The organism is Microbacterium sp. str. 'China' (genome assembly GCF_002993305.1).
GTDB classification, from domain to species: Bacteria; Actinomycetota; Actinomycetes; order Actinomycetales; family Microbacteriaceae; genus Microbacterium; species Microbacterium paraoxydans.
This window is the reverse complement of record NZ_CP027434.1, coordinates 2,894,405-2,907,141: the sequence shown is the minus strand read 5'-3', so window position 1 is coordinate 2,907,141 and position 12,737 is coordinate 2,894,405. Positions and strand designations below refer to the sequence as shown.

Genomic DNA, 12,737 nt, shown 5'->3' with positions numbered 1-12,737 from the left:
GCTGCTCCCGCGATCCAGTCCTATGAGGAGAGGAGGTGTTCCGGCACGGGGGTTGCGCGAACCCGAGACGAGGGGGATGCTGTGCCGGCGGAGGGTCACGCGGCCGGGTACGTGACCACCGCGTCCGCGCGGACGACGGCGCCGCCGCTGAGCTCCGCCCTATCGACGTGCCCCGGACCGAGGATATGGCGGACGACCTCGTCCCGCGCGAGGAGGTGGTCGGCGATGATCCGTCGATGGCATCGCCACCACACGCTCTCCGAGCACATGACCGTGACGCGCCGCGCGCGACCCTCGGCGCGGAGCTCATCGAGGGCGCGTCCGAAATCCGCGGACAGGGCGTGATCGGCGTAGTTGTGGAAGCTGCGGTTCTGCCACCACGCGTTGGTCTCGAAGGGCACGTCCCTGCTCACCGGGCGTCTACCCGTCAGCGCCTCTTCGCGACGGTAGGCGATCCCCGCGTCCTGCAAGGAAGAAGCCAGCGCGTCCTGGTCGAACTGCGGGTACCGCTTCGAGCCGGGGAGACGCCGCACGTCGACGACACTCTCCACGCGGCTCTCCTGCACGAGCCCGAGGAACTCGTCGATCGTGCGGGTGGAGTGCCCGATGGTGAAGAGCGGCTCAGACATGAGGCGACCGTAGCCCACTCGTCCCCATCCACGGACGACCCTTGCCCTGCCACGGCCCGCGGACCTACGGTGAGGTGACGGGTGGGGTCCGCACCCGGGGCGGGGGCCGTTCGATGAGAAAAGTCCGATTCGGAGTTCTGGGCGTGCTGCTGGCCGCCGTGGTCGGCCTCGGTGGTGCTCTTCCCGCCGTCGCCGCCGAGCCCGCTGCTCGGCTCTCGCTCTTCAAGGCGATCGAGAACCTCGACACCGGCGCCAGTCTCGGAGACCGCACCCTGTGGACGATGCACGCGGTCAACGTGGCCACGGGGGAGACCTTCACCGGGGACGGCCTCAACGGCATCCAGTCGCGCCTCATCCCGCCCGGCACCTACCGCATCTTCGAGACCGGCGGCGTGGCCGGGTACGCCTTCTTCTCCTGGAACTGCGACGGCGATGTGACGACGCAGCCCGAGCGCACGATCACCATCACCGCGGACCAGTCGATGACGTGCACGGTGCAGAACAACGCGATCCGGAGCAGCCTCACGCTCGTCAAGAACGTGCAGGGCGGGGGCGCGGCCCCGTCGGAGTGGACCCTGCGGGCGCAGGGGCCCTCGACCATCGAGGGGGCGGGCGGCTCGGCCGCGGTGCAGAACCAGCCGGCGCGGATCGGCACCTACACGTTGAGCGAATCGGGCGGACCGGCGAGCTATGTGCCGGGGCCCTGGACCTGCGAGCGGCGGGATCTGACGACCGGCGCGGTCACCGCCGTTCCCGTGGCCGGTGATCAGTTCGAGATGACCCTCGGCGGGGCGGTGACCTGCCAGATCACGAACACCGGAGACCTGCCTCACCTGACGCTCGTCAAGGAGGTCGTCGACCCGGCGGCGACCGGATACCCGCTGGCCGCCCCGTCGGACTTCGTCCTGAGCGCGAGCGGACCCGAGCGGATCTCCGGTCCTTCCGGCTCGGACGCGGTCGACCACGCCTCCGTCGACCCCGGCGCCTACACGCTCGCCGAGAGCGGTCCTGCCGGGTACAGCGGCGGTGCGTGGACCTGCGTCGACGCCACGGGCGACGGCGGGATCGATGGGGCGCTTCTCTACGTGCGGGAGAGCTCCGACATCACCTGCCGCATCACCAACACCTTCGCGGGCGGTTGGCTCACCCTCGTCAAGAACGTGGTGGGCAGCGACCAGCCGCCGTCCGACTGGACCCTGACGGCGGCGGGACCGGAGACGGTGACCGGGGCCTCCGGATCCGCTGCGGTCACCCGCGTCCCGGTGCCGGTCGGCGACTACGCGCTCGCCGAGGCGGACGGACCCGCCGGGTACGCGGCCGGGCCGTGGTCGTGCACGGGCGGCGCCCTGGCGACCGACACCGTGACCGTCGTGGCGGGGGCGGATGTCACGTGCACGGTCACGAACACCCTCGAGGTCGGCCAGCTCACCCTCGTGAAGAACGTCGTGAACGCGGGCGGCGGTCCCCTCACCGCGCAGGACTGGGAGCTCACCGCGACATCGGCCGACACCGTCATCAGCGGCGTCTCCGGCTCTGGCAAGGTCAGTTTCGCGACGGTGGCTCCGGGGGTCTTCACCCTGTCGGAGGCGAGCACCGCCCCGGCGGCGGGCTCCTATGTGAGCGAGGGCTGGTCGTGCGTCGATGACGAGGGCACCCCCGTCGGCACCGGTGACACCGTCGAGGTCGTGCCGCTGGAGAGCGTGATCTGCACCGTCACGAACCGTTGGACCCAGTCGACCCTGACGCTGCGCAAGCAGGTCGCCTCCGCCTTCGGCACGCCGGCGCTGCCCTCGGCGTGGACCCTGACCGCGACCGACGGTGCCGCCACGGTGTCGGGGCCCGCCAATTCCCCCGCCGTCACGCAGGCGGCCGTCGCCCCCGGCGCATGGTCGCTGAGCGAGGGGGACGGCCCCGCCGGCTACGATCCGCTCGGCTGGAACTGCTCGGGCGGGACGGTGACCGGCGACGTGGTCCAGGTGCCTCCGTCGGCCGATGTCGTCTGCATCCTGACCAACGCCTCGATCACGCCGAGCCTGACTCTCGTCAAGCAGGTCGTGAACGGCGAGCGCGGACGCGCGGTGCCCGGTGACTTCGAGTTGAAGGCCCGCGGCCCGGGCAACGCGGCGCTCTCCGGCCCCAGCGGGTCGGAGTTCGTCACCGACATGCAGCTTCCGCCGGGGGAGTACATCTTCTCCGAGGACGGCCCGAGCGGCTATGAGGGCGAGTGGTCCTGCACCGGCACGACCTGGGACGGGACCACGGCGACGCTGGGATTCGGGGAGGACGCGATCTGCACCGCCACGAACACCTTCGTCGGCGGCACTCTGACGCTCCGGAAGACCGTCGTCGGAGACGGTCCGGGAGCCCCGACCGGGCCCGCCGACGCCACGGACTGGACCCTGCGTGCGATCGGCGGCGGGGAGTTCCCGCGCCCGCGCATCGAGGGAGCGTCCGGCGAGACGGCGGTGACCCTGGCTCCGCTCGGGGCCGGTGCGTTCCGACTCTCGGAGCGGGCGGTCGCGGGTGCGCCAACCGCGGACTACCGCAGCGACGGCTGGGAGTGCATCGGGGGAGCGCTGGAAGGCGACATCGTCCAGGTGACCGCAGGGGTCGACACCGTGTGCACGGTGACGAACGTCTACGATCCGGGCTCCGGTCCCGACCCCGAACCCGAGCCGGAACCCGAACCCGAGAACCCGGATCCGGGAACGGATGTCGAACCCGGGGCGGAGGGCGGGGCGGCCTCCGGCCTGGCCACGACAGGTCTCGCGCCGGGCGCGGCCGCGGCGGCAGGCGCCGGTGGTCTGCTCGTCCTCCTCGGTGCCGGAGTCCTCGCGGCGCGGCGGCTTCGGCGCACGCGGCACGGGCATCCCGGATCGCGCTGATCTGACCTCTCCGCACACGCACGGCGGGTCCGCCCTGGAGAGGACGGACCCACCGTGCCGAGACTCAGCCGGCGGCCGGTGCGATCTCGTTCGGCGTGACCTCCAGTTCGGTGCTCGCGAGCACCTCGCCGGTGGTGAGGTCGACGGCGTGCACGCTGTCGGCGGCCGGCTCGGTCACGTACGCGATATCGCCGGCGACGACGATGGCGGGGTGCGGGTCCTGCCACTCGGCGGGCCCTTCCCACGCCTCGATGACCGGGTAGGAGTCGGTGATCTCGCCGGTCTCCGGGTCGAGCACGTGGATGGCGCCGTCGGCACCGAGGATGTAGGCCAGGTCGCCCGGGCCGCGCGCGACGTCGCGGAAGGTGTACTCCGCCCCCTCGGGCAGGGACACGACCTCGGACGTCATCGCCGCGGTGTCGATGAGCGTGACCGCGCCCAGCAGGTAGCCCTCGGCGTCGGGGTCGTTCTTGTAGTCCCCGACGATGATCGGGCTCGTCTCGCTCACGTACGCGTTGCCCATGCGGCCGTATGGCTGGTCGGGAGCGGCGAGCTTGGTGATCTCGCCGTCCTTGTAGACCAGCGCGCCGTCCTCGCAGCCGAAGACGACCACCTCGTCGGCCGCGGTGCCTTCGCCGTGGACGCCGGGGCACTGGTCGGACGAGGCGATCTCCGTACCGTCCGCATCGCGCACCACGATGCCGCTGCGACCGTCCGCATCGCCCACCGTGGTGAGGAAGGTGCCGTCCTCCAACAGCACCGAGACGCCGTGGTGTGCCTCGACGCCGTCGACGGTCTCCACCTCCGGGAGACCGCCGTCGCCGAGGTCGGCGGTGTCGAAGATCGTGGTGTCGCTCGTGCCGTCGGCGTAGAGGATGGTCTTGCCGCCGTGGCGGACGACGTGGCCGGGGGTGTCGGCCTCGAACACCGTGTCGGTCAGGACCGCCTCGTCGGCTGATCCGGCCCCGGTGTCGAGCACCTGGAAGCCGTCACTCATCGTTACCATGACGTGGCGACCGTCGCCGGCCGGATTCAGGCGGGTGAACGGCTCGGAGTCGAAATCGGCGACGGTGTCGAGGGTCTCGCCGTCGAGGACGAGGATGCCGCCCTCATACGAGACGGCCACCCGGGGGCCGGCGTCCGATTCCGGGGCGTCGCTCGCGGCGGAGCCGGCTCCGGCCGTGGTCGAGCAGGAGGCGAGCGTCACGGCGGCGCCGAGGGCGACCGCCCCGACCAGCGCCCGGCGCAGGGGGAGTGTCTTCATGCGGTGCTTCTTTCTTGTGAGGGATGGTCTCAGCGGGTGAGACCGGAGGCGATGCGCTCGGTGTTGACGCGCATCATGGTCAGGTAGTCCGGGGCGCCGCCGTCTTCCGCGGTGAGCGACTCGGTGAACAGCTCGATCACCTCGACGTGGACGTCGGCCTCGTCGGCGAGCGCCTGGACGAGGCGGTCGGGGGAGGAGGACTCCGCGAAGACGGCGGGTACACCCGTCTCCTCCACGGCACCCACGAGATCGGCGAGGTCGGAGGCCGAGGGGGCCGCGAGCGTGGTGCCGCCCGGGATGACGGCGCCGACGACCTCGAAGTCGAAGCGGTCGGCGAGGTAGCCGAAGACGTGGTGGTTCGTCACGAGCGCCCGGCGATCCTCCGGGATCGTGGCGAACGCGGTCGTCATCTCGGCGTCGAGCGCCGTCAGCTCCTCGCGATAATCGGCCACGTCGGCGGCGAGGATGTCGGCGTCGACTCCGTCGAGCGCGGCCAGGGCGGGCTCCAGGGCGTCGACGACGTCGATCATCCGCGCCGGATCGGTCCAGAAGTGGGAGTCCGGCATTCCCGCAGCGTCGCCGTCGCGGTAGTCCAGGACTTCGATCGCGTCGCCCGCGACGAAGGACGGCACCTCGGCCGCGACGGCCGCGTCGAGATGCTGCTGCAGGCCCTCCTCGAGCCCGAGTCCGTTGGAGACGAGCAAGTCGGCGTCCCGCAGCGTGGCGGCCTCCTGCGCCGAGATCTCGAACGAGTGCGGGTCGGCGTTCGGCTTCATGAGGGTGACGGCGCGAGCCTGATCGCCGACGAGCTCGCCGACCACATCGCCCAGGATGTTCGTCGAGACGACGACCACCGGCCGCGCATCGGCGGGAGGGGCGCAGGCGGTCAGAGTGACGGCGGCGAGCGCGACGAGAACGGCGGCGAGAGGTCGCAGGAGGCGCATGTCAGCGTCCCGTCTCGGCGACGAACGTCGGGGCGTCGGCGGTATCGAAGGTCCGCGCGAGGCGGGCGTCGTCGGCGTAGTCGATCTCGAACAGCCGGTGCTCCGCCGGGCCACTCAGATAGGCGCGGTGCTGATCGGCGATGAGGGCCGGAGCCTCGCCTGCCGCCAGCGATGCCGCCACCAGCGGGGTGGTCTCCGCCCGCACCGTCCCGTCGAGCGCGCTGAGCACGAGCACGCGTCCGTCCTGCGCCAGCGCGAGGAGGGTGTCGTCCTCATCGCTGACCGCGGTGACCTGCGCGAGGGGAGTGGGGGCGGTGAGTACCGTCCAGGCCTGCGCGCGGGTGTCGAGGACCCGGATGTCGGTCGGTCCGGCGAGGCCGGCGACCGTGGGGCGCCCCTCGCGGTTGTGGAACGCGGACACGGCTCCGGCCGGCGATCCGTCCGGGTACGGGATGCGGTCCACGGTGAGCGCCCCGGCCTCGACGCGGGCGAGCAGGGCACCGTCGGCGCAGCCGATGACCGCCCCGACCCTGGTCGTGATCGTGCCGGTCGGTGCGGCGCAGTCCTTCCGGAGGCCGGTGCGCTCGCCGTCCGCCGTGTAGCCGACGACGACTCCGCCCGTCTCCCCGTCGGCCTCGGTCACCAGCGCGAACGACCCGACCGGCACCACCAGCCCCTCGTGCGGGGAACGCTCGATGCGGAACAGCTCACGGATCTCCCCCTTCGACAGGGCCTCCGTGTCGAGGAGGACGGCGTCTCCGGACCCGGAGAAGGAGATGCCGGTGCCGCCGGTGGTCGAGCTGTTCGTCGTCGCGACCGTCGCCGCGCCGTCGCCCTCCACCGCGCCGAGCAGGGCGGGATCGGCGCGGTAGTAGTGGAAGTGGTCGACGTGGTCCCACGTCCAGACGCCGCTGTCGACGACCTCGACGCCGTCGCCGGTGTCTGCGAAGAGGTACCGGCCGTCGGTCGTCATGCCCTCCGGGGCGGCCACCGTGCCGATGTCGGTGACGCTCTCGTCCAGGAGGTCGAGGTGGGTGACCCGACCCTGCGCGTCGATGGTCGTGAGTCCGAGCTGCGGTTCGGCGACCTCTTCCGCCCCGGCGATCGCGCCGTGGCCGTCTCCGGCGGAGGAGGAGGTGGCGGGGCTCTGCGCCGCGGGCCCGGCGCAGGACGCGAGGGGGAGAGTCAGGGCCGCGACGGTGATGAGGGGAAGGAGGCGGGAGTGCACGATGAGCCTTTCGGGACGAATCAGGAGGCGGAGACAGGGGCCGGAGGGGCGATCGGCCGCGGTGTTCGCACGGCGACCCGCGCCGCCCAGGACAGACCGGCGAGGGCGATCGCGGCGGCGGCGACGGACGCTCCCGCGGCGGTGGCCGCATACCAGGACGCGAGGAGACCGGCGAGGACGGCAGCCACGCCGAAGGCGCACGCGAGCGCCATCCGCGTGGGCAGGCGCGACGTCCACTGTCCGGCGGCGACCGCGGGGGCGAGGAGCAGACCGACGACGAGCAGCGAGCCGACCGCCTGGTACGACGCCACCACCGCGAGGGTCACCAGTCCGACCAGGGCCGCCTGTGCCCACCGTGGGCGGAGCCCGAGCACCGTCGCGATGCGGGCGTCGAGGGCGAGCGCGACGAACGGCCGATGGCAGAGGGTGGCGACCGTCACTCCCACGACCGCGGCCGCCGCGAGCAGGAGGAGGTCGGGGCGGGTGATCGCGAGGATGTCGCCGAAGAGGATCGCCGTCGCATCCGTGGCGAAGCTCCCGGAGTGGGAGATGATGATCACCCCCAGGGCCAGCATCGCGACGAAGAGCAGTCCGATGCTCGTGTCGTAGGAGAGCCGGGCGCGTCGCTGCAGGGCGCCGATGCCGATGCTCATCGCGACGGCGCTGACCGCCCCGCCGACGAGCACGGGCGCCCCGAGCACCGTGGCCAGCGCGACGCCGGGCAGCATCCCGTGGGCCAGGGCCTCACCGAGGAAGGCCATCCCTCGGACGACGACCCAGGTGCCGACGACCCCGCAGAGGACCGCGACGAGAGCGCCGCCGAGGAGTCCGCGCTGGAAGAACTCGAGCGTGAACGGGGTGAGCAGGGCGGCGAGCGAGGGGGTCACGGAACGCGAGCCTATTCGTAGTTGAGAATGATTATCAAATTCATAAACTGGAGTCATGACGAGAACCCTCCGCACCGCCGACGGCGCCCTGCGTCTCGACGACGTCTCCGTCCGGCTCGGCGACCGCGAGGCCCTGCGCGGCGTCACCCTGGAGGTGGAGGCGGGCGAGTTCGTCGTGGTCACGGGTCCGAACGGCGCGGGGAAGTCGACGCTCCTGGAGGTGGCCGCCGGGGTGCGCTCACCGACCAGGGGGTGGCGGAGTGTGACCGGTCCGATCGCCTTCGTGCCGCAGCGCGCCGCGGTGCCTCCGGGCCTTCCGCTCACCGCGCGAGACGTCGTGACGGTCGCGACGTGGCGTCGGCTCGGGGCGTTCCGGCGGCGGGATCGGCGGGCGCGTGCGGCGGTGGCGGCGGCGATGGAGCGCACCGCCGTGTCGGCTCTGCAGCGCCTGCCGTTCGCGACGCTGTCCGGCGGCCAGCAGCAGCGTGTGCTCCTGGCTCAAGGGGTCGCGGGGGAAGCAGGCGTCCTGCTCGTGGACGAGCCGACGACGGCCCTGGACGCCGCATCGGTCCGTCGCATCCGGGCAGTGCTGCGGGAGGAGGCGGATCGCGGGGCGGTCGTCCTCTGCGTCACGCACGATTCGACCCTGATCGCGGATGCCGACCGCGAGGTCGCGCTCCGAAACGGCGTGCGGCTCTCCGCGCGGCGCTGAAGGGAGCAGCCGCTGAGCCGAGCGCGATCAGAGGCCGTGGCCCATGTCGAAGTCGGAGAGCGCGGGGACCTCGATGTCGCCCGGCGACGACGAGTCGCCCCGCGGCTTCGGGAACAGGCGGTGGGCCTGCAGCTCGTCGACCTCGGCGGAGAAGTCGGGATCGGGTTCCCCGGTGTGATGGGGGCTGACGAGCACGTCGTTGCCGACGCCGACGAGGAGGTCGGCCCAGTCCTTCTCGCCCTCCAGGAGGATCGGGATCTCGACGGCTTCGGACTCGCCCTCCCTGGCGATGGCGGCGGCCAGGGTGAGCAGCGTCTCCGCGACGTCGTCAGAGGTGATGAGTTGCTGGCCGGCGTAGGAGACGAGTTTCATGCGGGCATCATCGCCTGCCCGTCGCCGTCACGCACGGGGGTTGCACTCACGCGCGGGAGAGGCTAAAACTGCCTTTCCGCTCAAGTATCTAACTAAGCTAGCGAACATGGAAAGGTCTCAACGCCTGCGCTGGGTGGGGCTGGTCTTCATCGGTATCGCCGTCAGCCTCATCATCGTCGACTCGACGATCGTCAACGTCGCCATCCCGGCGATCGTCGACGACCTGGGGATCACCTCCACCGAGGTGCAGTGGGTGCAGGAGTCGTACACCCTCGTCTTCGCCGCCCTGCTGCTCGTCTTCGGCAGCCTCGCCGACCGCTTCGGCCGGCGCCGCATCATGATCGTCGGTGTCGTCGTGTTCGCGGCCGCCTCCGTCCTCGCCGCCACCGCACCGAGCGGGGGTGTCCTGATCCTCGCCCGGCTCGTGCAGGGTGTCGGCGGTGCGATGATCCTGCCGACCACCCTGTCGATCATCAACGCGACCTTCCGCGGGCGGGAACGCGGCATCGCGTTCGCCGTCTGGGGGTCGACCATCGGTGGGATGGCCGCGGTGGGGCCCCTGCTCGGCGGGTGGCTGACCACGGCCTTCTCCTGGCGCTGGGCGTTCGGCATCAACATCCCGCTCGGCCTGCTGATCGTCATCGGTGTCCTGCTGACCGTGGCTGAATCGCGCGGCGAGCGCGCGGAGCGGATCGACGTGGTGGGGGCCGTGCTCTCCGTCCTGACCATGGGCAGCCTCGTCTTCGCGCTCATCGAGGGCCGCACGTACGGCTGGTGGTTCGTGGACGAGCGCCCGCGGATCGGCGACTGGACCTGGCCGGGGGATCTCTCGCCGATCCCGCTCGCGTTCGCCGTCGCGATCCTCGGACTCGTCGCGTTCATCGCCTGGGGTCTGCACCGCCAGCGACGAGGACGCTCCACCCTGCTGGCGCTGCGCCTGTTCGCGATCCCGTCGTTCCGCAACGGGAACATCGCCGCCGCCGTGGTCTCCCTCGGGGAGTTCGGCCTCATCCTCGCCCTCCCGCTCTGGCTCCAGTTCGTTCTGGGCTTCGATGCGCTGCAGACCGGTCTGCTGCTGCTCGCCCTGGCGGGCGGATCCTTCCTCGCCAGCGGGGTGGCCGGTGCCGCGAGCGGACGGATCGCCCCGGTCTGGGTGGTCAGGGTCGGGCTCCTCGCCGAGATCGTCGGCGTCGCCGGCGTGGGGCTCGTGATCGCCCCCGATGCATCCTGGGTGCCCCTCGTCCCCTTCCTCTTCGTGTACGGGCTCGGTGTGGGGCTCGCGACGGCGCAGCTCACCGGCGTGGTGCTCGCCGACGTGCCGGTGGCGGACAGCGGTGCCGCGTCCGGCACGCAGTCGACGTCCCGCCAGCTCGGTGCGGCGCTCGGCGTGGCCGTGCTCGGCACCGTCCTGTTCACGAGCACCGCAGCTGCGCTCGGGTCGGCGCTCGACGACCGCAGCGTACCGTCGGCAGAGCGCGACCAGGTGGTGTCCGCCGTCGTGGACAGTGCCGGCGCCGCCATCGCGGGACTGGATCGGGATCCCGAGACGGCGCCGTTCGCCGAGCTGGCCCGGAGTGCGTTCTCCGACGGCACCCGCTATGCGGCGTGGACGGCGGCGGGCTTCCTCGCCGTCGGCCTGCTCTCCACCGTCGCCCTCGGCTCTCCGCGGTCGCGGCAGGAGGAGGAGCAGCCCGCCTCGTGAAGAGCCGGCGGCGCCGTCAGCGTAAGTAGGCGTCGACCAGGAGGGCGCCGCGGATGTCGCGGAGCCGGTCGATCAGCCGGGCGATGCCGCTCGCGCCGAGGGAGGCGAGCGGGAGGTCGAACGGCCCGAGTGGTTCGAGCTTCCCCATCCGCACGCGCACCACCTCCCAGCCGGCGCCGCGTACCGCGCGGTCCTTCCGGCGATCGGCCTCCTCCCTCTTCCCGACGTGCTCGAGCCCGTGCCGGCCGACCGTGTCGTACTCGATCGCGATCCGCAGCTCCGGGAGCAGGATGTCGGGCCATACCTCCGTATGCCGGAAGTACGGCCGCGCGACCTTGATCGCGTTGACGTCGTCGGGGAACAGCAGCCGTTCGGTGAGCGCCTGCCGGAGCTTCCCCTCCGCGGCCGAGGCCGGTTTCGGAGCGCACGCGCTCAGGAACGCGGTGCCCGTCGGCAGCGCGGGAGTCTTCGTGCACAGCGCCGGCGCCCGCTTCTTCGGGCGTGCGGGGAGCGCCCGCGCCTCCCCGAGGATCACGGGCTGCGGACGCGCGAGTGCCGTGCATTCGGGGCACCAGGACGAGCGCCGTCGCACCCGCCCCGGGCGTTCGCGCTGCTCGGTCGGCGTCGCCGCGAACAGGTGACCGACGGCGCACTCCCAGCAGAGCAGCACATCGGCCGCCAACGGGATCTGCGAGAGCGCGATGCCGTGATTGAGCTCCGGGTGGTACTGGCGGATGAGCTCGGGGTAGGCCGCCCACGCCGCCCGATAGGTGCCGACCGCGTAGGGCACGTCGAGTCCGCGCGAGAACTGGCGTCTCGCCCACCACTGCTGCACGGACTCGGGCACGACTGCGACGGTAGGCGAGGCCACGGACATCGCCGCTGCGGAGTCACCAGGGTGAACATCGACGGCTGCTCTGTCATGTGTGCCGGGGGCGCGCCTAGGGTCGGTGGCGAAGACCGGTGCCTCTGCGCGCGTGGAGAGCATCTCCGATCGCAACCGAAAGCAGGAAACCATGGCTGAACTGATCGTCATCTCCTATGACACCGAGAGCGACGCGGAAGGCGCCTACAACCGCGTCCAGGCCCTGCAGGACGACCTCGTCGTCGAGCTCGCCGGCCTCGCGCTCGTGAAGGTGGACGGCGAGGGCAAGACGAAGGTGGAGTACCCGGGCGCCGGGAGCAGGATCGGCCTCGGCGTCGCCTCCGGCGCTCTGTTCGGTGCGCTGATCGGCATCCTGTTCTTCATCCCGGTCGCCGGCCTGGTGTTCGGCGGCCTCCTCGGGGCCCTGTTCTCCGGTCTCGACAAGACGGGCATCGACGCCGAGTTCCGCGACCGCGTGAAGGCCACCGTGACGGCCGGCAAGTCCGCCGTCGTCATCTACGCGCTCAAGATCACCGAGGACAAGTTCGCCGAGGCGCTGGCCCCGTACAACGGCACCGTCGTGCAGACCTCGCTGTCGAAGGAGGACGAGGCCGAGCTGGTCAAGGACCTCGGCGGCCACTGACCCCCGACCGATGCGCTCGCTGTGGATCCGTCCGCGGCGGGCGCATCGTCGTGTCGGGTGTCGGTGGGGCGTGACATGCTGCGAGCGTGGACACCGTGAGCCTCCGGCCCTGGTCGGCCGCCGATCTCCCTCTCCTGCAGGCGGCGAACGCCCCGGAGATGACGGTGCACCTCAACGGGCCGGAGAGTGCGGCGGAGGTGCAGGCGCGTCACGAGCGGTATCTGGGCCTCGTCGCGGAGGACGAGGCCCTGATGTTCGTGATCGTCGACGACGCCGGGCGGCCTCTCGGTTCCATCGGCGCGTGGCGGATCGCGTGGCAGGACGAGCCCGCGTGGGAGACCGGCTGGTTCGTGCTGCCCGCTGCGCAGGGCCGGCGAGTGGCCGCCCGGGCTCTGGCGCTGCTCATCGATGTCCTCCGCGATCGCGCAGGGGACGGGCGTTCGCTGCTCGCGTTCCCCGCGGTCGACAACCCGGCGTCGAACGCGGTGTGTCAGCGGGGCGGATTCACCCGTCAGGGAACCCTCACGGAGCAGTTCCGTGGGGCCGAGCTCACGGTCAACGCGTGGGTGCTCGACCTCGCCGCCGACTCCTCGGCGGGATGACGCC

General features: G+C 71.8%; 12 protein-coding genes. 5 read left to right on the top strand and 7 right to left on the bottom strand.

The window, feature by feature from the left end; genetic code table 11:
• Positions 1–95: 95 nt before the first annotated feature.
• Positions 96–629, bottom strand: a complete 534-nt coding sequence (locus C6C15_RS14190) for a DUF488 domain-containing protein (protein ID WP_105950839.1) — start codon at positions 627–629, stop codon at positions 96–98.
• A gap of 113 nt (positions 630–742) precedes the next feature.
• On the opposite strand from C6C15_RS14190, the gene C6C15_RS14185 reads away from it, so the two are divergent.
• Positions 743–3,514: a hypothetical protein gene (locus C6C15_RS14185; protein ID WP_158698562.1), complete on the top strand. Its 2,772-nt coding sequence runs from the start codon at positions 743–745 to the stop codon at positions 3,512–3,514.
• A gap of 64 nt (positions 3,515–3,578) precedes the next feature.
• Here C6C15_RS14185 and aztD read toward each other — a convergent pair whose 3' ends face one another.
• From aztD to aztB, 4 genes are read right to left on the bottom strand one after another with little or no spacing between them, the layout of a single operon-like run.
• Entirely contained in the window at positions 3,579–4,778 is a 1,200-nt protein-coding gene (gene aztD, locus C6C15_RS14180; RefSeq protein ID WP_082750176.1) for a zinc metallochaperone AztD, read from the bottom strand.
• 29 nt (positions 4,779–4,807) lie between these two features.
• Positions 4,808–5,722, bottom strand: a complete 915-nt coding sequence (aztC, locus tag C6C15_RS14175; RefSeq protein ID WP_105950397.1) for a zinc ABC transporter substrate-binding protein AztC — start codon at positions 5,720–5,722, stop codon at positions 4,808–4,810.
• Position 5,723: 1 nt separating this feature from the next.
• A complete protein-coding gene (locus tag C6C15_RS14170; RefSeq protein ID WP_105950396.1) occupies positions 5,724–6,950 on the bottom strand; it encodes an ABC transporter in 1,227 nt (408 codons plus the stop codon).
• A 20-nt stretch (positions 6,951–6,970) separates the two neighbouring features.
• Positions 6,971–7,837: a zinc ABC transporter permease AztB gene (gene aztB / locus C6C15_RS14165; protein ID WP_060923545.1), complete on the bottom strand. Its 867-nt coding sequence runs from the start codon at positions 7,835–7,837 to the stop codon at positions 6,971–6,973.
• A 55-nt stretch (positions 7,838–7,892) separates the two neighbouring features.
• On the opposite strand from aztB, the gene C6C15_RS14160 reads away from it, so the two are divergent.
• Entirely contained in the window at positions 7,893–8,549 is a 657-nt protein-coding gene (locus C6C15_RS14160; RefSeq protein ID WP_105950395.1) for a metal ABC transporter ATP-binding protein, read from the top strand.
• A 27-nt stretch (positions 8,550–8,576) separates the two neighbouring features.
• On the opposite strand, the gene C6C15_RS14155 is transcribed toward C6C15_RS14160, so the two are convergent.
• Complete coding sequence (locus C6C15_RS14155) at positions 8,577–8,921, bottom strand: hypothetical protein (RefSeq protein WP_060922700.1); 345 nt, start codon at positions 8,919–8,921, stop codon at positions 8,577–8,579.
• A gap of 106 nt (positions 8,922–9,027) precedes the next feature.
• Between C6C15_RS14155 and C6C15_RS14150 the strand changes: the two genes are divergently transcribed.
• Positions 9,028–10,623 carry a DHA2 family efflux MFS transporter permease subunit gene (locus C6C15_RS14150; RefSeq protein WP_105950394.1) on the top strand — a complete coding sequence of 532 codons (1,596 nt, stop codon included), beginning with the start codon at positions 9,028–9,030 and terminating at the stop codon, positions 10,621–10,623.
• Between the two features lie 16 nt (positions 10,624–10,639).
• Here C6C15_RS14150 and C6C15_RS14145 read toward each other — a convergent pair whose 3' ends face one another.
• Positions 10,640–11,470 (bottom strand): zinc-ribbon domain-containing protein, encoded by an 831-nt coding sequence (locus C6C15_RS14145; protein WP_082750093.1) that lies wholly within the window; start codon positions 11,468–11,470, stop codon positions 10,640–10,642.
• A 169-nt stretch (positions 11,471–11,639) separates the two neighbouring features.
• Here C6C15_RS14145 and C6C15_RS14140 point away from each other — a divergent pair, with 169 nt between their 5' ends.
• Positions 11,640–12,131 (top strand): DUF1269 domain-containing protein, encoded by a 492-nt coding sequence (locus C6C15_RS14140; RefSeq protein ID WP_105950393.1) that lies wholly within the window; start codon positions 11,640–11,642, stop codon positions 12,129–12,131.
• A gap of 86 nt (positions 12,132–12,217) precedes the next feature.
• The gene (locus tag C6C15_RS14135; RefSeq protein WP_105950392.1) at positions 12,218–12,733 is read left to right on the top strand and encodes a GNAT family N-acetyltransferase; all 516 of its coding nucleotides are present in this window, start codon (positions 12,218–12,220) and stop codon (positions 12,731–12,733) included.
• The last annotated feature ends 4 nt before the right edge of the window (positions 12,734–12,737 follow it).

What these genes read in the sequence shown, in the direction of transcription:
- C6C15_RS14140 (WP_105950393.1), top strand. Translation starts at nt 11,640, where the DNA reads ATGGCTGAACTGATCGTCATCTCCTATGACACCGAGAGCGACGCGGAA.
- aztD (WP_082750176.1), bottom strand. Translation starts at nt 4,778, where the DNA reads ATGAAGACACTCCCCCTGCGCCGGGCGCTGGTCGGGGCGGTCGCCCTC.
- C6C15_RS14185 (WP_158698562.1), top strand. Translation starts at nt 743, where the DNA reads ATGAGAAAAGTCCGATTCGGAGTTCTGGGCGTGCTGCTGGCCGCCGTG.
- C6C15_RS14160 (WP_105950395.1), top strand. Translation starts at nt 7,893, where the DNA reads ATGACGAGAACCCTCCGCACCGCCGACGGCGCCCTGCGTCTCGACGAC.
- aztC (WP_105950397.1), bottom strand. Translation starts at nt 5,722, where the DNA reads ATGCGCCTCCTGCGACCTCTCGCCGCCGTTCTCGTCGCGCTCGCCGCC.
- C6C15_RS14150 (WP_105950394.1), top strand. Translation starts at nt 9,028, where the DNA reads ATGGAAAGGTCTCAACGCCTGCGCTGGGTGGGGCTGGTCTTCATCGGT.
- C6C15_RS14190 (WP_105950839.1), bottom strand. Translation starts at nt 629, where the DNA reads ATGTCTGAGCCGCTCTTCACCATCGGGCACTCCACCCGCACGATCGAC.
- C6C15_RS14155 (WP_060922700.1), bottom strand. Translation starts at nt 8,921, where the DNA reads ATGAAACTCGTCTCCTACGCCGGCCAGCAACTCATCACCTCTGACGAC.